Below are 26,750 nucleotides of genomic sequence, written 5' to 3'. Positions count from 1 at the left end.
TTCGATTGGTATTATTCCAGTTTGAAGCCGCTAATTGCCACGACAGCGCAGCGCGCCATGTTTTCGCCGGAGCGGTGAGGCCATGTGCTGGTTGGTTTGCTGAGGTCCTCCGTATTCTCGCCCGGGTGCTGAACGGACAGGAAGAGCGTCTGCTCGTCGGGGGTGAAGAATGGGCCGGTAAGCTCGGACTCTACCGGACCGGAGGCGAATTGAAGCGCGACTCCTTGATCCGGCCCGCTTGTTGGAATTACAAACAGTCCGTTGTTCATAAAGGATTTGTGAACACCTTTGTTCTGGCTGCTGCTGGAGATGTCCGTTACGACCCACAGATCGCCGTTTGAATCGAACGCCAGGTTGTCCGGCGAGCTGAAGCCGGATTGGCGTCCGCCGGCCGCAAAGATTTCAAAGTCGAACTCCATCGCGGCCAGATCGTTGCCCGCTTCAAAAATGCGTGTAATATGGCCATGAATGTTGCCATGATTGTCGTTGTTCGTATGGCAGACAAACACCGTGTTATCAAACGGCGAGATTTCGATGTCCTCCGGACGGTCCGTCGGTGTTCCGCCGACAAGACGCGCAGCTTCCTGACAGTAAGTGACTACATCGCCTTGGGATTTGAACTTAGCTTGGGCCTCTTTATCTTCTGCGGCGGCCTTGTTTACAGCTTCCAAGGTGACCGGCATCCATTTGCCTGACTTCAGGTTGGCAACGTACAGGGTTCCGTCTTCCAGAAGCGCGGAATTGGCACGGCCTTTGCTCTTGTCATACTTGTTGTTGCTGATGAATTTATAGACGCAGGCATCCTTCTTGTCGTCGCCCATATAGACAACGACCCGGCCGTCTGCGGCAAGTCCCATGGCGGTATTCTCATGATTGAATCTACCGAGGGCGGTGTGCTTCTTCAGGAAGGATTTATCGAATGGATCGACTTCGACGACCCAGCCGTAATGCGTATCCGGCAGGTTCGAAACCGCCGCGGTGTCCTCGAAGTTCTCTTCGCAGGACAAGACCGTGTTCCACAGCGTGACGCCGCCGGAGCAGTTGGCGAACGTACCGGTAGCCGTCGTGGCGCCTTTCAGGGCAGGGATGCCTTTGGCCGGGCCGGTGATATCGAATTTGCTGAAGCCGTTGATGCGGCGGGCATGAGTGGAGGTGGTGTCCATTTTCCATACACCCTTCTCGTCACGGTATACTTCAATGACCGACATGCCTTGGTAATACAGGTTTTTATGGATTTGATCTGCCGTCATCTTCCCATCCTTCACAGGGCCGATCGAGAAGATGGTGGAGTACTCGTGATTGTTGACCAGGAGGCCGCGGACATTGGAGCCCTTAATCGGGAAAAATGCGTTGTAATCGCAGCCGGAGCCGAATTTTTCGCCAGCCGGATTGATCACGTCATCGAAAGCCGCAATGACATCATATTTAAAGTTTTTAGGCAGGACGAGCTGGTCTGCTTTGGTTGGTTCGATTGGCTCGAAGTAGCCGCTGACCCGATTCGTTTTGAATCCGAACAGATGATTTGCGGTTCCGGACATGGCGGAGGCCTTTCCTTCCAGTACGCCTAAGCCTGCGGAAGCGGCTGCCAATGCGGTTGCGCCCGTACCCAGATAAGACAGAAACGTTTTGCGGTCCATCGTTTTATTCAAGCTTATCCACCCCTAATGTATAAATTGCCATCAGGACAAGTTTATAGGGGAAGTGTTAAGGGAATATCATCGGTGAATGGTGGAATTGTAAAAATAAAGTAATCCAGGTATGTTTCACGGTTCTAATTAATAACTTGGCCTAACCGCCAGATGATGGTGCCAAGATGAACAATTCAGTTATTTGGGTCCCTAGGGTGAATTGATTGGATTGAATTGATGGATGGATTGTGTGGATCGACTGAACGGCCGATCGATTCGTTACGATCAACCTGCTGTGTCGAACGGATAGAATGAATCGAAGGACGCGAATGGATTGATGGACGGATTGTATCGATGAACGGATGGTATCGATAGTGCGCGGTTTATTGGTCCGCGGAATACCAGACCCTGCATGAGTGTGTCAACAGTTGCAATGATATGAGGACAGAGGTTCCGCTATTACGCCAGAATTGGTGGGTTGAGGGTTAAATGAGGACACCAGATCCGCTATTACATAGAATATGGCTGTTATTCGTGGTATTTATAGTAGATAGCGGATTCTGAGTCCGGAAGTACGGGGAAAGTTGCTGTTTTTTTTGAAATAACGGATCCAGTGTCCATTAGTTAATTTATACATCTCTTAGATATTCTGCAAGAACAGCAAGCACTGCAAGAACTGTTGCATGCTCCCGTCAGTACTACAAAATGAAAGAATATAAAGAACCATACAGACTGATTAATCAGCCTATATGGTTCTTTATTTTGTTTAATTAAGGTTATACCGCTGCCGCATTTGCTCAGCCATATTACGAATCTCCTCAGAGCCTGGCATCGTAAACCTGGAAGCGGCCTCTGTCAGCTCCTTGCCTGACTGCCAGCTGCGAATGACCTCTTTTACCGCGGCTATAAACGTGTGCACGGCGTTCTGGCCGGTGCCGATACTCGTAAGCTCTTCAAGACTGGCGGTGCTGTTGGCTTCTACCAGAGGATACTGCTTGGGGTCTGCTCCCGCAGCGGCAATATCATAGAAGGAACGAACCAGCCGGGCGCGCTCGCTGCCTGACCCTTCGGCGATGATAAAAGCTTGGATAATGAACGCTTTACGTTGCCGCCGCTGGGCAATACCGCAGAATTTAAGGCCGCCTATGCTTAAATCGAACGTTCCCGGACAGAAGGCACCGGCAATTTCGCCGGTATCTACGTTCTGCCCGGTGCCGCGGAGGGCTTCCCGGATCAGCTCCACCATGATTTCAAAGTCCTGATGAAAGTCAGGTGCCGGTCCCGCAGAGGAAAAGGGGAGGATGAGGGACAGGTTCACCACGCCAGCGTCCAAGGGTACGGCAGCACCGCCCGAATGGCGGACGGCGGTGTCATAGCCGAGAGAGCGAAGCATGGCTTCCCCTTGCGGCGCATAAGGGAGGCGGCTGTCGCGCACGCCCATCACAAAGGCGCGCGGATGCCGCCACAGATGACAGATGGCAGGCCCGCCATCTCCGGTCAGCCTGCACAGGAGCTCGTCCAGCGCAAAATGGTACAGTACGTCCTGGTGCGCTAAATCATGGGTCCGGTCGAGCAGCAGAACGGGTTGATCTTCAGGTAGTGACAGCGGAATATTCACGCTTTCTTGCGCCTCCTCTAACATGCGGATCGTGCACAAGACCATGGAAGAAATTTGTCTTCCGAGGGGGAGCCCGATCGTTATTTTCTTTGGATAGCATACCATAAATTCATACGGAAGCGGCCAGCCTGGCCGGCGAGAAATACATCAACTAAACGCGGTCTGTCATCTGAGAATGTACGTCGAATGACGTTTTTGTTAAGATACCAGAAAGTATAAACTTTCAAGCTTGTAGCTTCCTGATATCGCAAGAAAAACTTCCTCTAAACGCGGTCTGTCATCTGGGAATATACACCGGAGAACGTTTTTGTTATAATCCGAGTAAGCTTATTGTCTTTATAGAAATTCGGATTGGTGGAGAATGATTTCACTTCATATATAAAGGAGAGTTTCAACATCATGGAGATTTATAACAGTGTGGTGGATATGATCGGTCGGACGCCCATGGTGAAACTTCAGCGCCTAGTGCCTCCAGGAGCTGCGGATGTCTATGTAAAGCTTGAGAGATTCAATCCTTCCGGCAGCGTGAAGGACCGCGCGGCGTACAACCTGATTCATACCGCCGAGGAACAAGGACTCCTCCAGCCGGGCGGTACCATTATTGAGCCGACAAGCGGGAATACCGGCATTGGCCTGGCGATGATTGCGGCCGCCAAGGGTTACCGGGCTATCCTGATTATGCCGGACAATATGTCCAAGGAACGGATCAATATATTGAAGGCGTACGGTGCGGAGGTCGTGCTGACACCGAGCAGCGAACGCATGCCGGGTTCGATTTCCAAGGCGCTGGAGCTCAAGGAGCAGATTCCCGGAAGCTTCATTCCGCAGCAGTTCGAGAATGCGGCCAACCCGGACATTCACCGGGTGACTACGGCGCCGGAAATATTGGAGCAGATGGAAGGTCGGCTTGACGCCTTCGTGGCGACGGCGGGAACGGGCGGTACCGTAACCGGAACCGGGGAAGAGCTGCGAAAGTCCTTGCCGGACCTGCACATCGCGGTAGTCGAGCCGAAGGGCTCGCCCGTGCTCTCCGGCGGTCAGCCTGGACCGCACAAGCTGGTGGGCACGAGCCCGGGCTTTGTACCGAAGATTCTGAATACGGGCGTATATGATGAGATCATCCAGATCGCCGACGAGGATGCGTTGCAAACGGTGCGGGACTTGGCTCGCAGGGAAGGCATTCTGGTAGGGCCGTCCTCCGGCGCATCGGTATTCGCTGCTCTTCGCGTAGCGAAGCGGCTGGGGGAAGGGAAGCGGGTTGTCTGCATTGCTCCGGATACGGGAGAGCGGTATTTGAGCATGGATATTTTCTAAGTCAGAAGGACCTCTGGTTAACCGGAGGTCCTTTCTTGCTGTTCTATGGGCGACCTCCAATGTTCGAGCCGTTGTTTAAGCTGTTTGAGATCGTTTACGACGACGACTTTGCCGGGATAATCTTCGAGCGTATCCTGAATCTGATATCTGCCTTCCCGCTGATAAGCTGCGCTCCATGCGAACATTTTTTTGAACATGTCCCAGGTGGGGGTGTAGTGGGCCTGTTCAAGTCGCAGTCGCTGCTTGATGAACCTTGTGATGATTCGGTAGGTTATTGTTGAATAAGAGGGGTTCAGGAATACGATAAGATCTGCACGGCAGAAGCTGGGGCTGACCCATTTGAGGTGAGCGCCTTCGATGATCCAGCATTTCTTGTTGACGATACTTAGTAACATCGCATCCCTGTCTGCTTCACTCCTCCGAATATCGTTCGGCTCGGCTCGCTCCCACACCACATTGTCGAGCTCGTAATAAGGAATGTGCAGTTGGGCGGACAGTGTCCTGGCGAGTGTCGTTTTACTGCTTCCGACGGAGCCGATTATATGAATCCGGTTCGGAATTTTCATATTCATAGAAGATCACCGCATTCATGAGAAATGGTAGTTCATCATTTCGGTATCGATGCGGCGATCTCCTGTCTTATTATTCGTAAAATTCCAGAGCATCCTGCGGCGAATCGCGGAGCAGCTTGAAGAATGCCATGATTTGCTCGGCAATCTGGGCCGGTTGTTCCGCTGCAATGAAGTGTCCGCCTGCATTTAGATCCTTCCAGTGGATCACATTCGGGAAGATCCGTTCCACATAGGATCGGGGAGGACGCTCGTTCCGTTGAGCGTTTAAGGTGACACCATGCGGTACAGGAGAACCTTCTCCGGGCCCCGGCCACCTCGTATGCTTGCCTTCAAAATAATAGCGGTTCGAGGCGTTGATGCTCTGGGTCAGCCAGTAGATGGAGACGTTGGCCATGAGCTGCGCCTTGCTGAAATGCTGCAACACATCACCCTCCTCGGGAGATGTCCAGTAGTGCCATTTTTCCAGAATGAATGCGGCCAGCGCAACGGGTGAATCATGCAATCCATAGGCTGTCGTCTGCGGCCGTGTGCCCAGTATATGGGCGTAAGCGCCCTCCTCGCGCCCCCATTGCTTCTGATAGTCGAGGAACTCAGCCTCCTCGGCCGAAAGCGTGGAGTTTGAATCCACATAGGGACTGGGGTTCCCTGGCGATGTAGTGTGATAGCCGATGAACCGGTCGGGATGGTCGAGACACATGAGCCCCAGAATGCTGGCTCCGATATCATAGCCGTGTGCGCCGAATCGTTCGTAACCGAGCCCCGTCATGAGTTTCATGAGCAGTTCCCCTGCCTGGCGATCTTCAAAGCCCGGACGCAGTTCGATACCTGAGAATCCATGGCCCGGGATCGATGGGATGACAATGTCGAAGACTGTTTCCGCATGGCCGCCAAATTGCTCAGGATTCGTAAGGAAAGGGACAAGTTCCAGCATTTCATAGAAGGAGCTGGGCCAACCGTGAGCGATGAGGAGCGGGATGGGGTGTTCGCCGCTGCCCTTAATATGTATGAAGTGAATGTCGACTCCATCAATTTCAGCGATATAATTCGGAAAGGCATGAATGGAACGCTGGAAGGCTTCCCAATCGAACTCATGTCTCCAGTAGGCGGCCATATCCTTCATGAAATCAAGGGGAATTCCATAATCCCATTGTCCGCCGGGGATTTCGTCAGGCCATCGGGTCATGTCCAGGCGCCGATATAAATCATCAATGGCAGCGGGCTCGATTTGAAAAGAAAACGGTTGGATCTTCATTCGTATCACCTCTTGGAAAGAATGGGAGTCTGGTATACTGATAACAACAAACTTGCGGTAGATAGGTAAATGAAGCCATAGGGCTAGGGCTTTCCTATATTGCGAGTGACCTTTAAAAATATATAACTGGTTAGCTAACCGATAAATACACTTTACTGGTTTGTTATGGAGAAATCAATAGGAGGTTTGTTTGTTGTGGGACATGAATTTGATCAACTCGAAATCATCGCGGATTTTATCAACACCCATGATAAACGCATGCGGTATGAGGGGGATCCGGGTGTGGAGCTCCTTCAGTCCGCGGAGGATCTGCGCATGTGGCTGTTAAGCAACGGCTTTATTCTGGAGCAAGACACCGTATCCGAAGAGGACCTGGTTTTGGCCCGTGAGCTGCGGGGCGGCTTGCGAGCAGCCATTCCGAATAATATACATGATCATCAGGGAGCTGGCTTCCAAGCGTTAAACCGTGTAGCCGGTCAGTACCGGTTCTTCTGCCGTTTCGGTGAAACCGCAGACGCCATGGAGCCAGTGGATACACAAGGAAGAGGGGGGATGGCCCGGCTGTTGATTATGGTATTTCGGCTTCGTGAAAAGAATATGTGGGGCAGATTGAGAGTGTGTACGGCCGACGATTGTCAGTGGGTATTCGTTGACCGCTCGCGGCCGGGAACGGGAAAATGGTGCTCGATGAAAGCCTGCGGCAATCGGGCGAAGAATAAAACATATCGGGAGCGAAGTAAGTCCATGGGATGAATCGCAGCCATGGTACCTGTTTTGAATCAGTCCATCGACCAATCAAGCGTTTTGCCTTGATTGGTCTTTTTTTCATGGCGCCGAATTTTTTAACAGGAATACACGGCCCAGCAACGAAATGGTTGTAACCTATTATTTTTTAAAAAATGTTGACGCCTTTGTCGATTAGGGGATTCTCTATTCGTTGGTTAAGCATAGAACGAAAATTTTAAGTTTAATCTTGATAACCAGGAGGGAATAAGAATGAGATTTATGATGATTGTAAAGGCAACCGAGGATTCCGAGGCAGGCGTGCTGCCAAGCGCGGAGCAATTGGATGCCATGATGAGGTACAACATGGAGCTGGCCAGAGCTGGCGTGCTCCTTGCTGCCGACGGGCTCCATCCAAGCTCGGGCGCCATTCGGATATCTTATCCAGAGCCGGGGGGCAAGCCGAAAATTACCGACGGTCCCTTTACGGAAGCGAAGGAACTGATCGCGGGGTATACCTTGATCGAAGTAAAGACGAGGGAAGAGGCGATCGAATGGGCTAAACGCATGCCGGATCCGCACGGCTTCGGTGCGGGCCAGATCGAGCTCCGCCAGGTCTTTGAACCGACAGAGTTGACGCAGGATCCGGAGGCGCAGGCTAAACAATACGAAATGCGTGAACACATTCAAAGGCAGAATCCATAATGTCAGCTGAAGATACCCATCGTACGATCGATGCCATCTGGAGAATCGAATCCTCCAAAATCATTGCCTACCTGACTCGAATGGTTCGTGACGTCGGGATCGCCGAGGATCTTGCTCAGGATGCGCTAATCGCTGCGCTGGAACACTGGCCGATGGACGGAATACCGGATAATCCCGGTGGATGGCTCATGACCGCTGCGAAGCGCAAAGCGCTGGATCTGCTGCGCCGGAATAAGGTACGCGATCAGAAGTATGAGCTGCTCGGACGCGAAATGGATTCCCGGATGGATTCGGATATGGAGGTGCCGGAGGCGGGGGAAGTGAACGATGATCTGCTGCGGCTGATCTTCATGACCTGCCATCCGGTTCTTTCCCCTGAGGCGCGCGTAGCTCTGACGCTGCGTTTGCTCGGCGGATTAACGACAGCGGAGATTGCTCACGCCTATCTTGTGCCTGAACCGACGATCGCGCAGCGAATCGTTCGTGCCAAACGGACGCTGTCGGCGACCCGGGTGGCATTCGAGATTCCTCAGGGAGCCGAGCTTAAACCGCGGTTGTCATCGGTTCTTGAGGTCATCTATCTCATGTTTAACGAGGGGTATGCAGCGTCTTCGGGCAGCCAGTGGATTCGTCCCCTGCTGTGCCAGGAAGCGCTTCGGATCGGGCGGGTGCTGGCAGAGATCGCGCCGACGGAGGCCGAGGTGCATGGATTGGTTGCGTTAATGGAATTTCAATCCTCTAGGTTCAAGTCCCGGGTCAATGCGGAGGGGGAGCCTGTCCTGCTCATGGATCAGAATCGGGCCTTGTGGGATCATTTATTGATTCGGCGCGGTTTTGCCGCTCTGGATCGGATCGAGCGGTTGGGTGGAATGACGGGACCTTACGCTATACAAGCTGCCATCTCCGCTTGTCATGCCGGAGCGCCCACTGCAGCAGAGACCGATTGGATTCGCATCTCCGCGTTATATGAGGCCTTGGCCCAGGTTTCTCCTTCGCCCATCGTGGAATTGAACCGGGCCGTGGCCCTCTCCATGGCTTTCGGTCCGGAGATCGGGCTTGAGATCGTGGATGTTTTACGTGGCGAGCCGGCCTTGAAGGGATACCATCTCCTCCCGAGCGTAAGGGGAGACCTGCTCTTCAAGCTGGGACGTCTGGACGAAGCCTGCGCGGAGTTCAAGCTGGCCGCATCGCTAACGGATAACCTGAGGGAACGTGCTTTGCTGCTTGACCGTGCGGCAGAATGCCTGTCAGCGGAGTCCTAAGACAAACTAAAGAAACTTTTTAAAAAAACTTTTTAAAAAAATATGAAGATGTGTCGATTACATAAAATCTCGTTCGTCATTTAGATATAAAACAAAAAAACCGAGAGGAAGATGAACATGCAAGCACAAATGGTACCTTTTATTATTTCGGAGGATGCAAGAGGTCAGGCGAATTTTTACATGCAAGCGCTGGGTGGAGAGATCGATTTGCTGACTACCTTCAAGGACATGCCGGGCATACCGGAAGTCCATCAGGATAAGGTTATGCACATGTCGTTAACGCTGGCCTGCGGCAACAAGCTGATCCTCACCGATGCGTTTCAGGAAACTGGCAAGAGCACGAGCATGGGTCTGGCCATCACGTTCGATAACGAGGAAGACGCCCGGGCTGCCTATCGCCATCTCAGCGATGGGGGTACTGAGAAATATCCTTTTGCTCTGCAGCCTTGGGGAGCCTACTACGGTGAAGTGGTGGACCGGTTCGGCATGACTTGGCAGATGGTTCATCAGGGCTGAGTTGAAAAAATACCATACTACGATACAGAGGGAGCCAATAAGATGAATCAAGAAGTTACGGATTACATTGCAGCCATTAGTGATACCTGGAAGGTGGAGGTCAGCGAGCGGCTTCGGGAGCTTGTGCACGGCACGATCCCGGACGTTTCGGAACGGCTTCAATACAAAAAGCCCCATTTTCTGAAAAACGGAAAATATGCAGCCGTGATCAGCGTCGCGAAGAGCGCCGTAAGCTTTACGATTTTCAATGCGGATGGCCTGGATTGGCCTGAAGCGTCGTTTGAAGGACCGCCTGAGCGAAAGACCATCAAAATTTCGTCCGGGCAGCATGTCGATTATGATGCGCTCGGATCCTTGTTGAAGCAGGCATCCGACGGACTGTAAATCATATGTAGTAGGAAGCACGGATAACCGGTGTTCGAACCGTTGCTGATATCATACCGCGATCCTGTGAGGATCGCGGTATGCGTCATTACTTCTTGGTGCCGTGCTGCTTGGTCGGCAGCTTGTCGCTTGGCGTTCCTTTGCCATGATTTTCCTTGTTGCGACGGGCCTTCTCCGCATTCTCGTTCATTTTTTCCACAAAATCGTGCGTGCTTTCCATATGACGTAAGCTCCTTTTGCTCAGAATGTATGGCTTTGCCTGATCGTGCTTAATATAACCATTTCGCCCTGATCATATTTGGTGACTTTGGAGTGGATACAGATGGTGAGATTTTCGTTTGGGGGGATGAAGGGTTGTCCAGTAAGCTCGCGTTCATCATGATGGTTGGAATTATCGTTGTTCTGAGCATGGTCGGCTGCAGCGGATTTGACGAGGATGCGGGGTCTGCAGACAAGAGCTTGTACTCCGTCAAGAAACTGATGAAGCTGGATGCAGCGAAGGTGAAGGCCATTCATGTGGTTTATGGGGATGGCACACGGATGGTGCTGGATCAGAAGCAGGACATAGAACCGGTTATGGAGCGAGTGGACAATCTTCAAGCCAAGCGGATCACGGCTAACGAGAAACCGGGATTTCTGTTCTTTATGGACGTCGTGCAGGGCGAGCAGGAGGTTCGCGTGGCGAACGAGTTCGAGGTGGATGGACAATTATATGTGCTGGCGGGTCCCGAGTTGAACGATCTGAACAAGTACATGGTCGAGCTGGGTCGATCCCACAACCCTGAATTGCTGCCGGGGTACATGATAAACGATCAGGGGCCTTGAGGATGTCCCTATTGGTTTCACAGGGATCGTGAACGGAATGAAGGGAGAAGGCATTATCATCCCACGGCAAAAAAATACCCTGCCACAGGCAAACGCCCGGGCGGGGTATTTAGGGTGGGAACCCGTTCCATATTACTTCTTATGACTGATCAACAGCTCATATTTGTTTAAGGAAGCGCCTAAAATATTTTCGTTTCGGCCCCGACCGTGAGATTGCCTGAACGATTCACTGGAAGTCCAGCGTTTGAACGCTTCCTCGTCTTCCCATACCGTAGAGACCTTCAGTTCCTCTGCCTCTGCGCCTTCTTTGGCTTCGTGCCATACTTCCATCCGCACGAATCCCTCAATCTCCTGGACACCCTTCGCTTCAGCGAATCGCTGCGCAATTTCTTGTCCGAAGCCCGGTTTAACCTTAATCGAGTTTGTAACAACCAGCATGCAAGATTCCTCCTTCGATGATGACCGGATAAATTCCAAAAATGTCTAGCCCTTGCCTGTATGTCCATTATACCTGAACGGAAGGGCCGATTTCATCTTGGGTGCTAGGGAGCCACAAGAGCCACAAGAGCCACAAGAGCCTCGTAGCTGGGGCTCCCCGGCTTTAAGCCAAAGCTGCGGCATAATTAATTAAGTCACCGGAGGACCTTCTGCCGGAAACTCTGCCGCAGGTACGGCTGCAGCCGGCGTCATGACTTTGGGTTTCGCCCTGCCGCTCCATGACCAATAGGTGCCGATGCGCAGCAGCCGTTCAACGGGTCCGCTGCGGAACCGTTTCAACCAGAGCAGGCTGCCCGTTGCCAGTACAGCATAGATCAGGACGGCCAGCAGCGCTCCTTGCAGCACGCCGAGCTTGCCGAACATACCCAGCCCGAATCCGTAGAATATCAGTACGCACACAACGCTTTGCGTTAGATAGTTGGTTAGCGACATCCGTCCAACCGCTTCAAACGCCCGCATGATGACCGATTGTTTAGAAGAGAAGGCATATAGGGAAGCGAACAGATGTATATAACCCAGCGCGAGCAGAGGTCCGCCAAGCATCGTAAGTACGCCGCTCCAGCCGTGGGTGGATCCGAGCATAACCCCTGCTGTCTTTAGTCCAAGCCCGACCGGTATGAGCAGAGACCATCTTAGATACAGCTTGATCTCCATGGAGGGATGAAGGAAGCGCCCGCGTTTGGCGGCGACCATACCAAACAGGAACATTGGCGCGCTCATCAGCGGAGCAATCAGAATGACCAGCAGCATCAACCAATCCGGAAGGTCGATGGGCATTTCCTCAGTTGAACGAAAGTTCAGAATCTCGCGGTACGTGCCATTGCCGTACACCTCAATAGACTGCTTCACATAATTCTCCATACGCTCGGTTTCACCTGCCGTAGGCTCCATGGAGCCATATCCGAGGAGGGACATCAGCGCCAGTAAGAGGATCCCCCAGATCAGGATTGTTTTGGCCTTCCGTTTCACAAACAGCACCAGGAAGAGTCCGATCGCTCCGTAAAACAGCAGAATATCGCCTTCCCAGATGAATGTCGAATGGAGCAAACCGAGAACGATCAGCAGCACGGACCTGCGGAAAAAGCTGCGTCCGTATTTGAGCCCTTTGCCGATCAGGCTTTCCCGCATCTTGATCATGCTGTAACCGAACAGGAACGTGAAGATCGGCATGAAGCTGCCCTCTACGAATACTTTCAGCATGTCATGGCTGATCAGATCCAGCGTGGATGGCTGGAAGAAATGCAGCTCGTCTTTGCCGAACATGCCGTATTGAAAAATAAGCATATTGGCCATCAGGATGCCGAGCAAGCTCAAGCCGCGAATCGCATCCACGGCCGTGGAACGTTTATTTGAATTCATGTCAATCACCTCTGACACCAAGTATAAAGCTCGAAATGAAATAACTCGGAAACGGCAACCTAACTTTTTCTTAACTCTTCTAGCATTTGTTTAACTCCTGTTAAGGTTGTTGTGCTAGCATAAATGTCGGGTGAGGATAAAATGGATCAAACACGAATTTTAATTGTAGATGACGAACCTTCCATTGTGAAAATGCTGCAGATGGTGCTGCGCAAGGAAGGCTTTAACCGCATATATACGGCTTCCAGCTGTAAGGAAGCGCTTAGCGAAATCGCTGCACATGGAGCGGATATCGTGCTGCTCGATGTCATGCTGCCGGACGGCACGGGATTTGATCTCTGTCCGCAGATTCGCTCCTATGGCAGTCCGCACATTCTGTTTCTGACGGCCAAAGCGTCGGATCTGGATGTGCTGACCGGTTTTGCGATGGGCGGGGACGATTATGTCACCAAGCCCTTTAATCCGCTGGAGATTGCCGCAAGGATCAAGGCGCGTCTGCGCCGTGGCGGCATCGGGGCCACCGTGTCGGCCGAGCAGCCGGTGATACAGCGTGCATGGGATTTCGGCCGGTTTAAGGTCGATGAATCCGCCGGGGAGCTGACGGTGCTGGGAGAGCCTGTGCCTTGTCCGGCGCAGGTCTTTCAGCTGCTGCTTTATTTTTGCAAGCATCCGGGGGTCGTATTCTCCAAGTCTCAGCTGTACGAAGCCGTGTGGGGCATCGACGGCATGGGCGAGGACAACACCGTCATGGTACATATCCGCCGCATCCGTGAACGCATCGAGGAGGATCCGAGCAACCCGCAATATTTGTTGACGGTCCGGGGGCTCGGCTACAAGCTGGTTAAGGAGAAAGCCCGATGAGACTGCGCAGAAGGCTGGCCTTTCATTTTACGTACCAATTGATTGCGTTCTCGGCGTTTATGTTTTGCTTCCTGATCGTGCTCTTATTCTTCCTGATCAAACATATCAGCGAGGATGAGATCAAACGGAACTTTCCGACAGGTGTCCTGAACAGCATCGTGACCGAGACGGTGACGGAGAATGGGGAGGTCCTGCTGCAGGAACAGTGGAAGCTCCTGCTTCAAGAGAAGGAGATGTGGCTGCAAGTGGTGGATATGGACGGAAACGTGATTCTTTCCACCAATACGGCTCCGGATGTTCCGTCGGAGTACTCGGTAAGCACCTTGCTCGAGATCAAGGAGGAGCGCCGTCTCGGCGAGTACACGATGGATTGGCAGATGGATCTGACCTATGAAGAACCGCTGCTGTATCTGATCGGACGTATCGATGAGGGTTCGGACCATCTTCGGGAATGGTATGCCCATTACCAGAACGGCGGCAGGGTGAGGCCGGAGGATGAAGCGGAGCTTGAACGCGAATTAGCCGGTCTAGGCGGTTATTTGCATGTCATTGACCGGGAGGGCCGCGTTGTCCAAGCGATTGGAACAGATTCAGACAATAAGGTAAGCTACCACCCGCTGGAGATCATTACGATGCAGGAGCAGCCGGGCACGTATTCCACGCATATCGCGGTTTATCGCGATACGGACAGCGGCAACACCTGGGTATATCATACGCCGCAGGACGGGGCGCTGGAAAAAAGACCGATGATGAACGAGCTGATCCGCGTGGCGTTATGGACGATGGTCTGCGTGCTTGTGCTGTCGCTAGGGGTCGCCATATGGCATGGATATCGGTACAGCCGGCCGCTGCTGCTGTTTACCGGGTGGTTTGAGCGGATGGGGAGCGGAGCTTACGAGGAAGTGCTGACGCCGAAGGACCGGAAGCGGGTATTCCGTAAGAACGGAAAGCTGCGCACGCGCTTCAAGCTGTACAAGGAAGTGATTCATTCGTTTTACAAGATGGCGGAGCAGCTTGCCGAGACCGAGAGGGAACGGGAGCGGCTCGATCGTAACCGGGAAGAATGGATGTCCGGGATATCGCATGATTTGCGTACTCCGTTGTCCTCCATCCAGGGTTACGGCTATATGCTTGAGAATGCACCGCAGGATTGGAGTCAGGAGGAACTGCGGGAGATGGGAACGGTGATTCGGGAAAAAGGGGACTACATGCTGGAGCTGATCAATGATTTCTCGCTCGTCTTCCGTCTGAGAAGCGAGATCCGCCCGCAGGAGCTGACCCGGCTTGACCTGAATGAGCTGGTGCGCCGCTGCGTGCTGAAATACGTCAATGATGCTACGCTGGATGCGAATTTCAACTATATCGGCGGCGATGAGGCGCTGCTCGTCGACGGCAATGCCAAGTGGCTGCAGCGGTTGATGGATAACCTGATCACGAATGCCGTGAAGCATAATCCGGATGGGGTAAACGTTGAGGTCCGGGTGGAGAGACGTCCGGGCGGTGCGGCGATCGTGGTTGCGGATCAAGGCGTGGGGATGGACGAAGAGACCCGCTGCAATCTGTTCGAGCGTTACTACCGGGGAACGAATACTGAAGAGAGCATGGACGGCTCGGGACTCGGGATGAGTATCGCCAAGGCGATTGTCGAAGCACATCGGGGCCGGGTAAAGGTGTGGTCTGAAGTGGGCCGAGGAACCACCATCACCGTGCTATTGCCTGAGGCTGGCTTACAAGAAGGTGAGGGGGCTGCTGAGCGCGGCAAGGAGTAACCTTGCTGATTGGATCGGCATTTCCCGAATCGCCTCAAAAATCCTTCAACATTCCTATCCTGCTGCAGGCCCGGTTGCGCTATAATGGCTAAGCAACGACTACACTTCAGGTCCGGAGGATATTATGGGTTCTACTTCGTTTCGGCAATTGACTGGCAATGCGCGGGGCTGTCTCGTTTACGAGCCGCTGTTTCTTATTCCTTACAGTATGTTCACGACGTACACCTCGATCTACATGTACCAACTTGGGGTAACCGAGACGGGAATCGGCTGGATTACCTCCATCGGTTTGCTTGTGCAGGTGCTTTCTTCGTTTCTCAGCGGGTATTTAACGGACCGTTTAGGCAGAAAAAAAGCGCTGCTGTACTTCGACGTACTAAGCTGGACCGTGGCTACGCTGCTCTGGGCGGTTTCGCAGAACTTCTGGTTTTTTGTGATCGCGGCGGTCATCAACGGCTTTCAGAAGGTGCCGCATACCGCCTTTTACTGTCTGCTGGTGGAGGACACCGCGCCGAAGGAGCGGACCTATGTCTTTACGCTGCTGCAGCTGATTAGCGTTGTCGGCGGCTTGTTTGCACCGATCGGCGGGCTGCTGGTGTATCATTTCACGCTTGTGCCCGGGGTGCGCATCATGTTCGTGTTGGCCTGTATCCTGATGACGATCCAGTTCATCGGGCGCCACTATGCGACAAGGGAGACGGATATCGGTTACCGCAAGATGAAAGAAACGAAGGCAATGAGCCTGCGGGAGGGGATGTCCGACTATGCTTCGGTGATGAAGAGCATGCTCGGAAACCCGCTGCTGCTGATGATCTTCGGGGTGTATATATTATTTAATTTTCAGATGACGGTGAAGACGACCTACGTCTCCATTTTCATGGTGGAATATTTGCATTTGGGGAGCGGCCTGATCTCCGTCTTTCCGGCATTCTCCTCCGTAATTATGCTCATATTCATGCGGTGGATCATGCCCCGAATCGGAGAGCAGCATGTGCACCGGACGATGGTATGGGGGTTCGTTATATCGGTATTGTCCAATGTCATACTGGTGTTTGCGCCGCAAGGGGATCTGCTGGTGCTGAGCTTGAGTACCGTCATTGCCGCAATCGGCACCATGATGACGTACCCATACTTGGAGACTGCGGTGGCCAACGCCATTGACGATGAGAATCGCGCCAAAATATTCGCGCTGCTCCAGGTGCTCATCCTCATTGTCATTTCGCCATCCGGCATCATTGGCGGCTGGGCATATGGAGTTGATCCGAGAATTCCCTTCTTGCTAGTTGCCGGGGCATTTGTGATCAGCATCCCGCTTATGCTGCTGTACGGCAAAAAGGTAAAGGCGGCGCCTGTTGAAGCCGGAGCTTAAGATAGGCATGAGATTGAGCTCATGGTTAAAAAAGGTTGGGTGTGCATTTTAAGCGGCGAAAAGCGAAGAAATATGAATGGAGAGGCACTCCGGGCGAGGAGGAGCCTCTTTTTTGCGTTGGTTATTGCAATTTGGTTAGCGTTCACTTATGATATGAGCATGAAAAAGAAACCACATTTCGATAGCAAGAAGAAGGATATTTTGCAGGCTGCCATGAAGCTCTTCGCGGAGAAGGGCGTGGACGGCGTATCGGTGAAGGAGATCGGCGCGGCGGCGGGCGTAACGGATGCGGCGATCTATAAGCATTTTACGAATAAGGATGCCGTGGCAGCGGAGGCGTTCGAGGAATACTGCAGCAGCTATACGCGTCTGGTGGATGATTATGCGTCCCGCCCCGGCTTGTTTACAGAGCGGCTGTCGGCGCTCGTCACCCGGGTGCTGGCTTCGTATGACGAGGATAAATACGGCTTGCTGCTCTTGTCCCAGCATCACGAGCTGTTTACGGAGGTGCTCAAGAGCAGAGGACGCCAGCCGCTGGACGCCTTGCATGATCTGCTTGAGCAAGCGGTCTTGCAGCGGGATATTCCGCCGCAGAATACGCGGTTAACCTCCGTGTTGATCATCGGTGCATTCAACCAGTTGGCGATCGCAACGATGCAAGGGGAGCTGGAGGAACCTTTGTCGCCGCTGGCATCTGAAGTGACGGCGCATTTATTGGCATTAACAGGTTTGGGAAAAGGTCCGGCGTGACCTTTTCTTTTTACCATTAGGTTAGTGTTTGTTAACCAAATTACGAGGGGGAAGAAACATATGAAAAAGGTTTTAATTATTCAAGGCAATCCCATTGCGAACAGCTATGGCAGCCTGCTGGCCGAGGTCTATGCGAGGGGGGCGGCCGAATCTGGGGCGGAGGTGCGGGAGCTGGTGCTTGCGGAGCTGGAGTTTGACCTGAATCTCTCCGGCGGCTATGAGGGTAAACAACCGCTGGAGCCGGATCTGCAAAAAGCGCAGGAACTGATCTCTTGGGCGGATCACCTGGTATTTGTGTACCCGAATTGGTGGGGCGGCATGCCGGCACTGCTCAAAGGGTTCATCGACCGGGTGTTTCTGCCGGGCTTTGCCTTTAAATACCGCAAGAACTCGCCCTTGCCGGAGCAGCTGCTCAAAGGGAAGACGGCCCGTCTGATCGTCACGATGGATTCGCCGTACGTCTACTACCGTTTCTATCTCGGCCAGCCGGGGCATCAAATGATGAAACATTCCATTCTGAAGTTTTGCGGCGTAGGCAGTGTGCGTGCCACGAACATTACGCAGCTTCGCAAAATGCCTGAAGTGGCAAGAAAGCAATGGCTTGAGCGTGTACACAGAATGGGACGGAAATTGGCCTAAAGCTGGCAGAGTGTGTGATGTACAGTTCCTTCCAATGGCTTGACTTCTCGGGCAGGAGGATTATAATTCATACAACAAATGAAACGAAAAGAATGGAAGGGTACGTTTTTTCAAAATCAAATCTTGATGTATATGCCGGGGAATAGGGCCCAGGCGTTTCTACCAGGTTACCGTAAATGACTTGACTACATGAAGGTTGAGAATCCCACCACCTAGCTAAAGCTCCGCAATTATGGAAGCCGGGCTGGAAAATCATCTTGATTGGAATCCGGCAGGTTTTAACGGATGAGGTGATGTGCAGACTAGATAGCATACCATTGCTGATGCACGGGACTTCTCTTCCTCTATGGATATAAGTACAGGCACCCCGGGCAGATACGCTGCCCGGGGTGTTTGGCGTGTTATACAGCGGATCGATTTTGTATTCTTACCGTTCATTAAAAAAAAGGGGAGCGTGCAATCATCATGAGTTCAATCCAGAGACAGAAACGATACGAGGTCAGCCGGCAGCTGGGGAAGGTTGCCTTAGGACAGGAGCCAGCCGATCTGGTCATCAAGAGCGGCACGCTGGTAAATGTGTTTACAGGCGAGCTTCAGGAGCGAGTGGACGTGGCCATGGCCTCCGGGCGCATTGCTTATATCGGCAACGCGGATCACACGATCGGGGAGGGGACTCGGGTCATCGAAGCGAATGGCCGATATATCTCGCCGGGCCTGCTCGACGGCCATATGCATGTGGAGAGCACGATGCTCACCGTGACCGAGTTTGCCAAGGCGGCTATCGTTAGCGGAACGACAGGGGTATATATGGATCCCCATGAGATTGCCAACGTATTCGGCATGGAGGGCGTGCGCTGGATGCACGAGGAAGGGCAGCAGCTGCCGATGAAGGTGTTCACCACCATACCTTCGTGTGTGCCGTCAACCTTCGATCTGGAGGATGCCGGGGCGCAGCTGGGCGTAGCCGACATTGAGGAAGGGCTGACATGGCCCGGTGTTGCCGGGCTTGGCGAAGTGATGAATTTCCCGGGCGTCGTGTATGGCGATCCGACCATGAGCGGGGAGATCGAAGCCACGCTGCGTGCAGGCAAGACGGTGACCGGGCATTTTCCGGCAGAGGACGACCGGATGCTGCAGGCATATATGGCAACCGGCGTAAGCTCCGACCATGAGACGGTAACCCGGGAGCAGGCTTTGGAGAAGGTTCGCCTCGGCATGCACCTGATGATCCGCGAGGGTTCGGCTTGGCAGGATGTGAAGGAAGTTGTTAAGGTCATAACGGAAGATAAGGTGCGCACAGACAATATTTCTCTGGTTACGGATGATGTGTATCCGCAGACGCTGTTGAGACTCGGACATATGAACCATGTGGTCCGCCGCGCTATGGAAGAGGGCGTGGACCCGGTTACGGCGATCCAGCTGGGAACGATCAACGTGGCTCGTTATTTCGGGATGGACATGGAGCTTGGCAGCATTTCACCTGGCAAAACGGCGGATATATTGCTGATTGATGATCTGTTGAGCATGGTCCCTTCCGTTGTGATCACGGATGGCGAAGTGGTTGCAGAGAACGGCCGACTCGTGAAGGCGTTCCCTGTATATCAATACCCGGAAAAAGCCTTTAACTCGGTCAAACTGCAGCGTTCGCTTACTGCGGATGACTTTCTGCTGCGCAGCAAATTCGATGCAACTCGCACGGAAGTGAACGTGGTGCGCGTCATCGAGAACAGCGCCCGTACCGCTAAAATGACGGCGGTGCTCTCCGTGGAGCAGGGCGTCATCCAGCCAGACCTGGATCAGGACGTGGTTCAGCTGGCATGCATTGAGCGCCACGGCACGACGGGACAAATCTCGCTCGGTTTTGCGAGCGGCTTCGGACTGAAGTCCGGCGCAGTTGCGTCCACGGTAGCGCATGACAGCCACAATCTGCTTGTGATGGGCACAAATGCCGAGGATATGGCACTCGCGGCGAATGAGCTGGCGGCGTGCGGTGGCGGCATGATCGTAGTACGGGACGGCAAGGTGCTGGCGAAGGTGGCGATGCCGATTGCCGGTTTGCTGGCGGACCGTCCGGTTGAGATCGTAGCGGAGGAGGTCGCTGCCTTGGAGGAAGCTTGGAAGGAGCTCGGATGCTACATTCATGCCCCGTTCATGACCTTCTCGCTCATTGCGCTGCCGGTGATTCCGGAAATCCGCATAACCAACCGCGGGATCGCGGACGTAACGGAATTCAAGCTCATCGAGACCGAGATTGGCGCGGTTCAATAAGGGCGCAGATACACCGAAGCAGGCTGGCCTTCATGTCAGCCTGCTTTTTATATTGTAAATACAGGCTTTTAAATCGCGAGCAGAGGCAGCGAGTCCTTTCCATTTTCCTCGATGTGCACAAAATCGCAATTCACTTAGTGATTTTCGTCACAAATTTATAACTTTTTGCTCCAGTTTCAGTCCTGATATTGTGATGTTTATCACAATCCTTTAGGGCGTGGTCTGCGACAATACAAAAAGAATCAAATTTGAAGTGATCACGTGAGCTAAAGGAAGGGGTATCTGATATGGATCCGGTTATGCTGGCGCGAATTCAATTCGCATCGACAACCATTTTTCACTTTATTTTCGTACCGTTGTCCATCGGGTTGGCGTTTCTGATTGCCATCATGGAGACGATGTATGTTGTTAAAGGCCAGGAAGTCTACAAGAAAATGGCGAAGTTCTGGGGAAAGCTGTTCCTGATTAACTTTGCGGTCGGGGTTGTGACAGGGATTCTGCAGGAATTCCAGTTCGGCATGAACTGGTCGGATTACTCAAGGTTTGTCGGGGACGTATTTGGCGCACCGCTTGCCATTGAAGCATTGCTGGCGTTTTTCCTAGAGTCGACGTTTATTGGACTGTGGATATTCGGTTGGGACCGTTTATCAAAGAAGGTCCATCTGCTTAGTATCTGGCTGGTGTCCTTCGGCACCCTGATGTCCGCATTCTGGATTCTGGCAGCGAATTCGTTCATGCAGCGTCCCGTCGGATTCGAGATGAATAATGGGCGGGCGGAGATGAATGATTTCTTCGCACTGATTACGAACGGTCAGCTGTTGGTGGAGTTCCCGCACACGATCTTCGGGGCACTGGCAACCGGGGCGTTCCTCGTTGCAGGTGTGAGTGCCTACAAGCTGATGAAGAAGCAGGATCTGGATTTCTTTAAGAAATCATTTCACATCGCCATCGTGATTGGCCTCATTACCTCTATTCTGGTTGCGGTATTCGGTCACCAGCAGGCGCAGTATTTGGTGGATACGCAGCCGATGAAGATGGCCGCTGCGGAGAGCCTGTGGGAAACGAGCGATGATCCTGCGCCTTGGACGGTCATTGCGGCCATCGATCCGGATAAGCAGGAGAACACGATGGAGTTTAAAATCCCGTATTTGCTCAGCTTTTTGTCCTACAGCAAGTTTTCCGGTGAAGTCATCGGGATGAAGGAGCTGCAGGCGCAGTACGAACAGCAATATGGTCCTGGAGACTATATTCCGCCGGTTCGTACCACCTTCTGGAGCTTCCGGATTATGGTGGCCGCTGGCAGCGTCATGATTCTGCTGGGATTGTACGGAGCGTGGCTGATGCTGCGCAAAAAGGTCGAGAAGGCCGGCAAATGGTTCCTCAGACTGATGCTGCTCGGCATTTCGCTGCCGTTCATCGCCAATACGTCGGGATGGATCATGACGGAGATCGGACGCCAGCCTTGGACGGTATTCGGACTGATCACTACGGAGAACAGTGTTTCACCGAACGTCAGCGCAGGCTCGATCCTGTTCTCGCTGATCATGTTTACTGCCATTTATGCGGTGCTGGCAGCCGTTATGGCGTATCTATTTATCAAAGTCATTAAGAAAGGACCGTATGCGGCGGAGGAAGAGGACCACCACGCAAGCGATCCGTTTAATAAGGAGGGCTACAATGCTGTCTCTTAACGAACTGTGGTTTGTGCTCGTTGCCGTCTTGTTTATAGGGTTCTTCTTCTTGGAGGGTTTCGACTTCGGGGTCGGGATGTCCACGCAGCTGCTGGCCAAAAATGATACCCAGCGCCGGGTGCTGATCAACTCGATCGGCCCGTTCTGGGACGCCAACGAGGTCTGGCTGCTGACGGCGGGCGGCGCCATGTTCGCCGCCTTCCCGAACTGGTATGCGACGCTGTTCAGCGGCTTCTACATTCCGCTTGTCTTTCTTCTGCTGGCCTTGATCGGGCGCGGGGTGGCCTTTGAATTCCGCGGCAAGGTGGGCGATGTTCGCTGGAAACGGGTGTGGGACGGTGCGATCTTCACCGGCAGCGTGCTTCCGCCATTTCTGCTCGGCGTTGTCTTTGCCTGCCTGATTCAGGGGCTCCCCATTAACGAGGAGATGCAGCTGCATGCCGGATTGTTTGATGTTGTGAATGGCTATACTGTGGTTGGCGGACTGACGATGGTGATGCTCTGCCTGCTGCATGGCTTGATGTTCACAACACTGCGCACGATGGGGGATCTTCAGGAACGGGCGCGCCGTATGGCCCGGAGACTCCTGCTTCCCGTAGCGGCCCTGTTCGTGGCATTCGGGGTGATGACGTATTTCATGACCGATATCTTCGTGAAGCGTGGCGTGGCGTTAACCGTGCTGCTGGTGCTGGCTTTGCTCGCATTCCTGCTGGGCGGATATTTCATGAACATCAAGCGGGACGGCTGGGCTTTCGGGATGACCGGGGCGGTTATCGCCCTGCTGGTAACGTCCGTGTTCGTGGGCTTGTTCCCGCGCGTGATGGTCAGCTCCATCCATTCCGCATTTGACCTGACTATTTATAATGCGGCCTCCGGACCGTATTCCCTCAAGATTATGACGATTGTGGCGGTCACGCTGCTGCCTTTCGTATTGGGCTATCAAATTTGGAGTTACTTCGTTTTCCACAAGCGGGTACATGAGAAGGAGCATTTGGAGTACTGATGGGAAAAGATCTGCTGGGATACAAAGGCGCCAAGACGGTATTCTTCCTTGTCGCCGTATGTACCCTGGCACAGAGCATGGCCATCCTCCTGCAAGCCAAGTGGCTGGCGGAAGCCGTATCCGCCCTGTTTGCGGGATCAACGCTGCAGGAGCAGGGGGAGACCATTGCCTTGTTCCTGCTTGCATTTCTGGCACGCCACGGCATCTCGGCTGTGCAGCAAGGATTCGCACAGCGCTTTGCCGAGGAGACGGGCACGAGCCTGAGGAAGCAGCTGCTGGATGAGCTGTTTCGGAATGGGCCGTCCTTTGTCCGGTCGGAAGGAACGGGCAATGTGGTTACGCTTGTGCTGGAGGGCATCGGCAAGTTCCGCAAATATGCGGAGCTGACCATACCGCGTTTGATGGGGGCGAGCATTACCCCGGCGCTGGTATGGCTGTACGTGTTCATGACGGACCGGATATCAGGCATTATTCTGCTGGTGACCATGCCGATTCTGATCGTATTTCTCATCCTCGTAGGGCTTGCCGCGAGAAAGCAAACTGAGCAGCAGCTGGATTCCTACCGAATGCTGTCCAATCATTTTGTGGATTCGCTGAGAGGGCTCACTACCCTGAAGTTTTTGGGACAGAGCCGTAAGCACAGCGAGAGTATACAGCAGGTCAGCGAGGGATATCGTGCAGCTACCATGCGGACGCTGCGCGTGGCGTTTCTGTCGTCCTTCGCACTGGATTTCTTTACGATGCTGTCCGTGGCATCTGTTGCGGTAAACCTGGGCTTGCGCCTCATAAACGGCAGCCTGGAGCTGCTGCCCGCGCTGCTCATCCTGATCCTGGCACCGGAGTATTTCCTACCGGTGCGCATGGTCGGGGCGGACTTTCATGCCACGCTGGACGGCAAGCAGGCAGGGGAAGCGATGCAATCCATGATTCAAGAGGCCCGGAAAGGGCGTTTGGGTGGAATCTCGGGTTCTGTTGCTGCGGAGGGTTCGGTCAATGGAGCAGGTCCATTCGAGCCAACTGGAGCGCTTGAAACCCCGGCGGCAGGAACGATGGAACGGACCTCAACGGGCTTAACATTTAAAATTCAAAATAATTTCTCTAATTCCAGCCTCAGACCGCAGCCGCGATTCCAATGGGATCACCAAAGCGTGCTGGAGCTGTCCGGAATCGGCCTCAGGCACGAAGAGTTGGGGCCGGCCTCCTTGGAGGATGTCAGCTTCCGGATACCGGGTCAACGCAAGATCGGCATCGTCGGGGAGAGCGGGGCCGGCAAATCCACGCTCATCGAGCTACTGGGTGGATTTATGGCGCCTACATCTGGCGTGATGGAGCTAAACGGCGTGAAGCTGGAGGACAGAAACCGGCGGGCGTGGCGGACCGAGGTCACCTATATGCCGCAGCAGCCGTATTTATTCGGTGCTACCTTGGCGGATAATGTGCGCTTCTATGCACCGGAGGCGTCCACAGCGCAAGTCGAAGCAGCGGTAGAAGCGGCGGGACTGTCAGATCTGGTGAAGAGCTTGCCTGGCGGACTTGAAGAGATGATCGGCGGCGGCGGGCGCGCTTTAAGCGGCGGTCAGGCACAGCGCGTGGCCTTGGCCAGAGCGCTGCTCGGCGACCGGCGGGTTCTGCTGCTGGATGAGCCGACGGCCCACTTGGATATCGAGACGGAATACGAGCTGAAGGAGACGATGCTTTCCCTTTTTCAAGATAAGTGGGTATTCCTCGCGACGCACAGACTGCACTGGATGCAGGATATGGATTACATCATCGTTCTGCATCAGGGGCGGGTGGCGGAAACGGGAACCCATGAGGAGCTTATCGCTCGGCAAGGCGTCTATTATGGGTTGATTACATCGCAGATGGAGGGAGTACAATGAAGCAGGAATCGTGGTTTCGGCCTTATGTAACGGCAAACTTCTGGCGCTTTCTGCTGATTGTGTTGCTTGGTGTGCTCACGATCCTGTTCGCCGGGATGCTGATGTTCACATCCGGGTATTTGATCTCCAAGTCCGCCCTACGGCCGGAAAATATCCTGATGGTATACGTGCCGACCGTAGGGGTTCGGACCTTCGGCATCGGACGCGCGGTCATCCATTACGTGGAGCGCCTGGTGGGGCATGACACGATTCTCCGCATCCTGTCCCAGATGCGCCTGCGGCTGTACCGCATTCTGGAACCGCAAGCCCTCCGTTTATCCTCCCGGTACCGCACCGGGGATCTGCTGGGCGTGCTCTCCGATGATATCGAGTATTTGCAGGACGTCTATATTCGTACGGTCTTTCCATCGATTGTTGCGCTTGTGTTATACGCCGGGGTCATTCTGGCCGTCGGCCTGTTTGATCCGGCATTTGCCCTTCTGCTCGCGCTGTATGCAGCCGTGCTGATTCTGGTACTGCCGCTCGTTTCCCTGCTGCTCACCAAGCGGAAGAACCGGGAAATGAAGCAGGCCCGAAGCAACCTCTACCAGAAGCTGACCGACGCGGTACTGGGCATTCATGAATGGTATGTCAGCGGCCGGCAGGCGGAATTCCTGACCGGATATGAGGCGGATGAAGCGGAGGTCGACCGGACCGATCGCTCTCTCAAGCGCTGGTCGCGTCTTCGGGCTTTTATCGGCCAATGCGTGGTTGCCGTGACGGTGGTATCGATGGTGTATTGGTCAGGAAGGCAGTATGCGGACGGCTCGATCGATGTTACGCTGATCGCGGCTTGCGTGCTGGTTGTGTTCCCGTTAATGGACGCATTCCTGCCGGTATCCGAAGCCGTGGAGCGGATTCCGCAGTACGGCCAATCGGTCGCAAGACTTCAGGCGATAGAAAGCGCCGAAACATCTGAAGGGAAACGGAATCGGGGTCAACAGCTCAATAAGGGAGAGATCGAATCTGTCATAAGCAGCGGTGTCCAAGTGAAGGCGGATGGCGTCAGCTTCCGTTATGATCAGGCGGCAGGCGGCAAATCCGGGCTGGAACGATCCGGTATGAATGGGGAAGGGGCTACGTTAACGGATGTATCCCTGGATATTCCTCCTGGGGCCAAGGTAGCCATTATAGGGCGTTCAGGTGCTGGCAAATCCACCCTGCTGCAGCTGATTCAGGGTGTGCTGGCACCCTCAGGGGGCAGCCTGACTTTAGGCGGAGTGGATTCCGTGCGGTTTGGCGATGAGATATCTTCCGTTATTTCGGTGTTGAACCAGAGTCCGCATTTGTTCGATACGACGCTAGCAAACAACATCCGGCTCGGACAGCCGGATGCCACGGAAGCGGAAATACGGGACGCGGTTGCATTGGCACGGCTAGAACCGTTGGTGGCTTCCCTTCCGGAAGGTCTTCGCACCCGAATGCAGGAAGCCGGGCAGCGTTTCTCCGGAGGAGAGCGCCAGCGTGTGGCTTTGGCCCGAATCCTGCTGCAGAAAACACCCGTTGTCATTCTGGATGAGCCTACGGTCGGGCTGGATCCCAAGACCGAGCGGGAACTGCTGTCCACCATATTCGCCAGCCTGCAGGACCGGACCTTGATCTGGGTGACGCATCATCTGGTCGGCGTGGAGCGCATGGACGAGATCCTTTTCATGGAAGACGGTCAAATCGTCATGCGGGGTACCCATGATGAGCTGATGCAGCGATATCCGCGGTATCGGAACCTGTACCGTTTGGATCGTCCGGCGATATAGACAGCGATAGCGATTTGCCAGCAGAAGAACCGGCCTTTTCAGGAGGGCGGTTCTTCTTTTTGTTGCCTTCT

At 53.7% G+C, this 26,750-nt stretch carries 24 protein-coding genes and 1 riboswitch; of the genes, 17 read left to right on the top strand and 7 right to left on the bottom strand.

Annotated elements, in window-relative coordinates:
- Positions 1–11: 11 nt before the first annotated feature.
- Together BJP58_RS18155 and BJP58_RS18150 are read right to left on the bottom strand one after the other, a co-directional pair.
- Positions 12–1,637, bottom strand: a complete 1,626-nt coding sequence (locus BJP58_RS18155; protein ID WP_194544977.1) for a PhoX family protein — start codon at positions 1,635–1,637, stop codon at positions 12–14.
- 757 nt (positions 1,638–2,394) lie between these two features.
- A complete protein-coding gene (locus BJP58_RS18150) occupies positions 2,395–3,246 on the bottom strand; it encodes a lipoate--protein ligase family protein (protein ID WP_194540031.1) in 852 nt (283 codons plus the stop codon).
- A gap of 399 nt (positions 3,247–3,645) precedes the next feature.
- On the opposite strand from BJP58_RS18150, the gene cysK reads away from it, so the two are divergent.
- Positions 3,646–4,560 carry a cysteine synthase A gene (cysK, locus tag BJP58_RS18145; protein WP_194540030.1) on the top strand — a complete coding sequence of 305 codons (915 nt, stop codon included), beginning with the start codon at positions 3,646–3,648 and terminating at the stop codon, positions 4,558–4,560.
- 17 nt (positions 4,561–4,577) lie between these two features.
- Here cysK and BJP58_RS18140 read toward each other — a convergent pair whose 3' ends face one another.
- Both BJP58_RS18140 and BJP58_RS18135 read right to left on the bottom strand, forming a co-directional pair.
- Positions 4,578–5,132 carry a P-loop NTPase family protein gene (locus BJP58_RS18140; protein ID WP_194540029.1) on the bottom strand — a complete coding sequence of 185 codons (555 nt, stop codon included), beginning with the start codon at positions 5,130–5,132 and terminating at the stop codon, positions 4,578–4,580.
- A 70-nt stretch (positions 5,133–5,202) separates the two neighbouring features.
- Positions 5,203–6,384, bottom strand: a complete 1,182-nt coding sequence (locus tag BJP58_RS18135) for an epoxide hydrolase family protein (RefSeq protein WP_194540028.1) — start codon at positions 6,382–6,384, stop codon at positions 5,203–5,205.
- A 195-nt stretch (positions 6,385–6,579) separates the two neighbouring features.
- Here BJP58_RS18135 and BJP58_RS18130 point away from each other — a divergent pair, with 195 nt between their 5' ends.
- The 5 genes from BJP58_RS18130 (at position 6,580) to BJP58_RS18110 (ending at position 9,974) form a co-directional block, all read left to right on the top strand.
- On the top strand, positions 6,580–7,137 hold the full coding sequence (locus tag BJP58_RS18130; RefSeq protein ID WP_194540027.1) for a CGNR zinc finger domain-containing protein: 558 nt from the start codon (positions 6,580–6,582) through the stop codon (positions 7,135–7,137).
- Positions 7,138–7,380: 243 nt separating this feature from the next.
- A complete protein-coding gene (locus BJP58_RS18125; protein WP_009590355.1) occupies positions 7,381–7,812 on the top strand; it encodes a YciI family protein in 432 nt (143 codons plus the stop codon).
- Positions 7,812–9,074 (top strand): RNA polymerase sigma factor, encoded by a 1,263-nt coding sequence (locus BJP58_RS18120; protein ID WP_194540026.1) that lies wholly within the window; start codon positions 7,812–7,814, stop codon positions 9,072–9,074. The genes BJP58_RS18125 and BJP58_RS18120 overlap by 1 nt, the downstream gene beginning before the upstream one ends.
- 117 nt (positions 9,075–9,191) lie before the next feature.
- Complete coding sequence (locus BJP58_RS18115; RefSeq protein ID WP_194540025.1) at positions 9,192–9,590, top strand: VOC family protein; 399 nt, start codon at positions 9,192–9,194, stop codon at positions 9,588–9,590.
- Positions 9,591–9,632: 42 nt separating this feature from the next.
- A complete protein-coding gene (locus BJP58_RS18110) occupies positions 9,633–9,974 on the top strand; it encodes a DUF1801 domain-containing protein (RefSeq protein ID WP_194540024.1) in 342 nt (113 codons plus the stop codon).
- Positions 9,975–10,062: 88 nt separating this feature from the next.
- Here the strand turns inward: BJP58_RS18110 and BJP58_RS18105 are convergent, their stop codons facing one another.
- Positions 10,063–10,194, bottom strand: a complete 132-nt coding sequence (locus BJP58_RS18105; protein ID WP_009590359.1) for a DUF4023 domain-containing protein — start codon at positions 10,192–10,194, stop codon at positions 10,063–10,065.
- A gap of 134 nt (positions 10,195–10,328) precedes the next feature.
- Here BJP58_RS18105 and BJP58_RS18100 point away from each other — a divergent pair, with 134 nt between their 5' ends.
- Positions 10,329–10,799 (top strand): hypothetical protein, encoded by a 471-nt coding sequence (locus BJP58_RS18100; RefSeq protein WP_194540023.1) that lies wholly within the window; start codon positions 10,329–10,331, stop codon positions 10,797–10,799.
- A 132-nt stretch (positions 10,800–10,931) separates the two neighbouring features.
- Here BJP58_RS18100 and BJP58_RS18095 read toward each other — a convergent pair whose 3' ends face one another.
- Both BJP58_RS18095 and BJP58_RS18090 read right to left on the bottom strand, forming a co-directional pair.
- Positions 10,932–11,237 (bottom strand): antibiotic biosynthesis monooxygenase, encoded by a 306-nt coding sequence (locus BJP58_RS18095; protein ID WP_194540022.1) that lies wholly within the window; start codon positions 11,235–11,237, stop codon positions 10,932–10,934.
- 189 nt (positions 11,238–11,426) lie between these two features.
- Positions 11,427–12,656, bottom strand: a complete 1,230-nt coding sequence (locus BJP58_RS18090) for a DUF418 domain-containing protein (RefSeq protein ID WP_194540021.1) — start codon at positions 12,654–12,656, stop codon at positions 11,427–11,429.
- A 141-nt stretch (positions 12,657–12,797) separates the two neighbouring features.
- On the opposite strand from BJP58_RS18090, the gene BJP58_RS18085 reads away from it, so the two are divergent.
- From BJP58_RS18085 to cydC, 10 genes are all read left to right on the top strand, one after another.
- Entirely contained in the window at positions 12,798–13,517 is a 720-nt protein-coding gene (locus tag BJP58_RS18085) for a response regulator transcription factor (protein WP_194540020.1), read from the top strand.
- Positions 13,514–15,286 carry a sensor histidine kinase gene (locus BJP58_RS18080; protein ID WP_194540019.1) on the top strand — a complete coding sequence of 591 codons (1,773 nt, stop codon included), beginning with the start codon at positions 13,514–13,516 and terminating at the stop codon, positions 15,284–15,286. The genes BJP58_RS18085 and BJP58_RS18080 overlap by 4 nt, the downstream gene beginning before the upstream one ends.
- Positions 15,287–15,410: 124 nt before the next feature.
- The gene (locus BJP58_RS18075; protein ID WP_194540018.1) at positions 15,411–16,655 is read left to right on the top strand and encodes an MFS transporter; all 1,245 of its coding nucleotides are present in this window, start codon (positions 15,411–15,413) and stop codon (positions 16,653–16,655) included.
- Positions 16,656–16,814: 159 nt separating this feature from the next.
- Positions 16,815–17,405, top strand: coding sequence for a TetR/AcrR family transcriptional regulator (locus BJP58_RS18070; protein ID WP_194540017.1), 591 nt, complete (start codon positions 16,815–16,817; stop codon positions 17,403–17,405).
- Positions 17,406–17,465: 60 nt separating this feature from the next.
- Entirely contained in the window at positions 17,466–18,044 is a 579-nt protein-coding gene (locus BJP58_RS18065) for an NAD(P)H-dependent oxidoreductase (RefSeq protein ID WP_194540016.1), read from the top strand.
- Positions 18,045–18,150: 106 nt separating this feature from the next.
- Positions 18,151–18,252: riboswitch (purine riboswitch) on the top strand.
- Positions 18,253–18,509: 257 nt separating this feature from the next.
- Positions 18,510–20,312, top strand: coding sequence for an adenine deaminase (gene ade, locus BJP58_RS18060; RefSeq protein WP_194540015.1), 1,803 nt, complete (start codon positions 18,510–18,512; stop codon positions 20,310–20,312).
- 287 nt (positions 20,313–20,599) lie between these two features.
- Positions 20,600–22,003 carry a cytochrome ubiquinol oxidase subunit I gene (locus BJP58_RS18055; protein ID WP_071218780.1) on the top strand — a complete coding sequence of 468 codons (1,404 nt, stop codon included), beginning with the start codon at positions 20,600–20,602 and terminating at the stop codon, positions 22,001–22,003.
- Complete coding sequence (cydB, locus tag BJP58_RS18050) at positions 21,990–23,006, top strand: cytochrome d ubiquinol oxidase subunit II (protein ID WP_194540014.1); 1,017 nt, start codon at positions 21,990–21,992, stop codon at positions 23,004–23,006. Before BJP58_RS18055 ends, cydB begins: the two co-directional genes overlap by 14 nt.
- Positions 23,006–24,886, top strand: coding sequence for a thiol reductant ABC exporter subunit CydD (gene cydD / locus BJP58_RS18045; protein WP_194540013.1), 1,881 nt, complete (start codon positions 23,006–23,008; stop codon positions 24,884–24,886). Before cydB ends, cydD begins: the two co-directional genes overlap by 1 nt.
- Positions 24,883–26,679 (top strand): thiol reductant ABC exporter subunit CydC, encoded by a 1,797-nt coding sequence (gene cydC, locus BJP58_RS18040; protein ID WP_194540012.1) that lies wholly within the window; start codon positions 24,883–24,885, stop codon positions 26,677–26,679. Before cydD ends, cydC begins: the two co-directional genes overlap by 4 nt.
- Positions 26,680–26,750 lie beyond the last annotated feature (71 nt).

It is taken from the genome of Paenibacillus sp. JZ16, from assembly GCF_015326965.1.
Lineage (GTDB): Bacteria > Bacillota > Bacilli > Paenibacillales > Paenibacillaceae > Paenibacillus_AQ.
The sequence above is the reverse complement of the archived record's forward strand: the minus strand, read 5'-3'. Positions and strand labels throughout refer to the sequence as shown.

What these genes read in the sequence shown, in the direction of transcription:
- BJP58_RS18155 (WP_194544977.1), bottom strand. Translation starts at nt 1,637, where the DNA reads ATGGACCGCAAAACGTTTCTGTCTTATCTGGGTACGGGCGCAACCGCA.
- cysK (WP_194540030.1), top strand. Translation starts at nt 3,646, where the DNA reads ATGGAGATTTATAACAGTGTGGTGGATATGATCGGTCGGACGCCCATG.
- BJP58_RS18140 (WP_194540029.1), bottom strand. Translation starts at nt 5,132, where the DNA reads ATGAATATGAAAATTCCGAACCGGATTCATATAATCGGCTCCGTCGGA.
- BJP58_RS18135 (WP_194540028.1), bottom strand. Translation starts at nt 6,384, where the DNA reads ATGAAGATCCAACCGTTTTCTTTTCAAATCGAGCCCGCTGCCATTGAT.
- BJP58_RS18125 (WP_009590355.1), top strand. Translation starts at nt 7,381, where the DNA reads ATGAGATTTATGATGATTGTAAAGGCAACCGAGGATTCCGAGGCAGGC.
- BJP58_RS18120 (WP_194540026.1), top strand. Translation starts at nt 7,812, where the DNA reads ATGTCAGCTGAAGATACCCATCGTACGATCGATGCCATCTGGAGAATC.
- BJP58_RS18115 (WP_194540025.1), top strand. Translation starts at nt 9,192, where the DNA reads ATGCAAGCACAAATGGTACCTTTTATTATTTCGGAGGATGCAAGAGGT.
- BJP58_RS18110 (WP_194540024.1), top strand. Translation starts at nt 9,633, where the DNA reads ATGAATCAAGAAGTTACGGATTACATTGCAGCCATTAGTGATACCTGG.
- BJP58_RS18105 (WP_009590359.1), bottom strand. Translation starts at nt 10,194, where the DNA reads ATGGAAAGCACGCACGATTTTGTGGAAAAAATGAACGAGAATGCGGAG.
- BJP58_RS18095 (WP_194540022.1), bottom strand. Translation starts at nt 11,237, where the DNA reads ATGCTGGTTGTTACAAACTCGATTAAGGTTAAACCGGGCTTCGGACAA.
- BJP58_RS18090 (WP_194540021.1), bottom strand. Translation starts at nt 12,656, where the DNA reads ATGAATTCAAATAAACGTTCCACGGCCGTGGATGCGATTCGCGGCTTG.
- BJP58_RS18085 (WP_194540020.1), top strand. Translation starts at nt 12,798, where the DNA reads ATGGATCAAACACGAATTTTAATTGTAGATGACGAACCTTCCATTGTG.
- BJP58_RS18080 (WP_194540019.1), top strand. Translation starts at nt 13,514, where the DNA reads ATGAGACTGCGCAGAAGGCTGGCCTTTCATTTTACGTACCAATTGATT.
- BJP58_RS18075 (WP_194540018.1), top strand. Translation starts at nt 15,411, where the DNA reads ATGGGTTCTACTTCGTTTCGGCAATTGACTGGCAATGCGCGGGGCTGT.
- BJP58_RS18070 (WP_194540017.1), top strand. Translation starts at nt 16,815, where the DNA reads ATGAAAAAGAAACCACATTTCGATAGCAAGAAGAAGGATATTTTGCAG.
- BJP58_RS18065 (WP_194540016.1), top strand. Translation starts at nt 17,466, where the DNA reads ATGAAAAAGGTTTTAATTATTCAAGGCAATCCCATTGCGAACAGCTAT.
- ade (WP_194540015.1), top strand. Translation starts at nt 18,510, where the DNA reads ATGAGTTCAATCCAGAGACAGAAACGATACGAGGTCAGCCGGCAGCTG.
- BJP58_RS18055 (WP_071218780.1), top strand. Translation starts at nt 20,600, where the DNA reads ATGGATCCGGTTATGCTGGCGCGAATTCAATTCGCATCGACAACCATT.
- cydB (WP_194540014.1), top strand. Translation starts at nt 21,990, where the DNA reads ATGCTGTCTCTTAACGAACTGTGGTTTGTGCTCGTTGCCGTCTTGTTT.
- cydD (WP_194540013.1), top strand. Translation starts at nt 23,006, where the DNA reads ATGGGAAAAGATCTGCTGGGATACAAAGGCGCCAAGACGGTATTCTTC.
- cydC (WP_194540012.1), top strand. Translation starts at nt 24,883, where the DNA reads ATGAAGCAGGAATCGTGGTTTCGGCCTTATGTAACGGCAAACTTCTGG.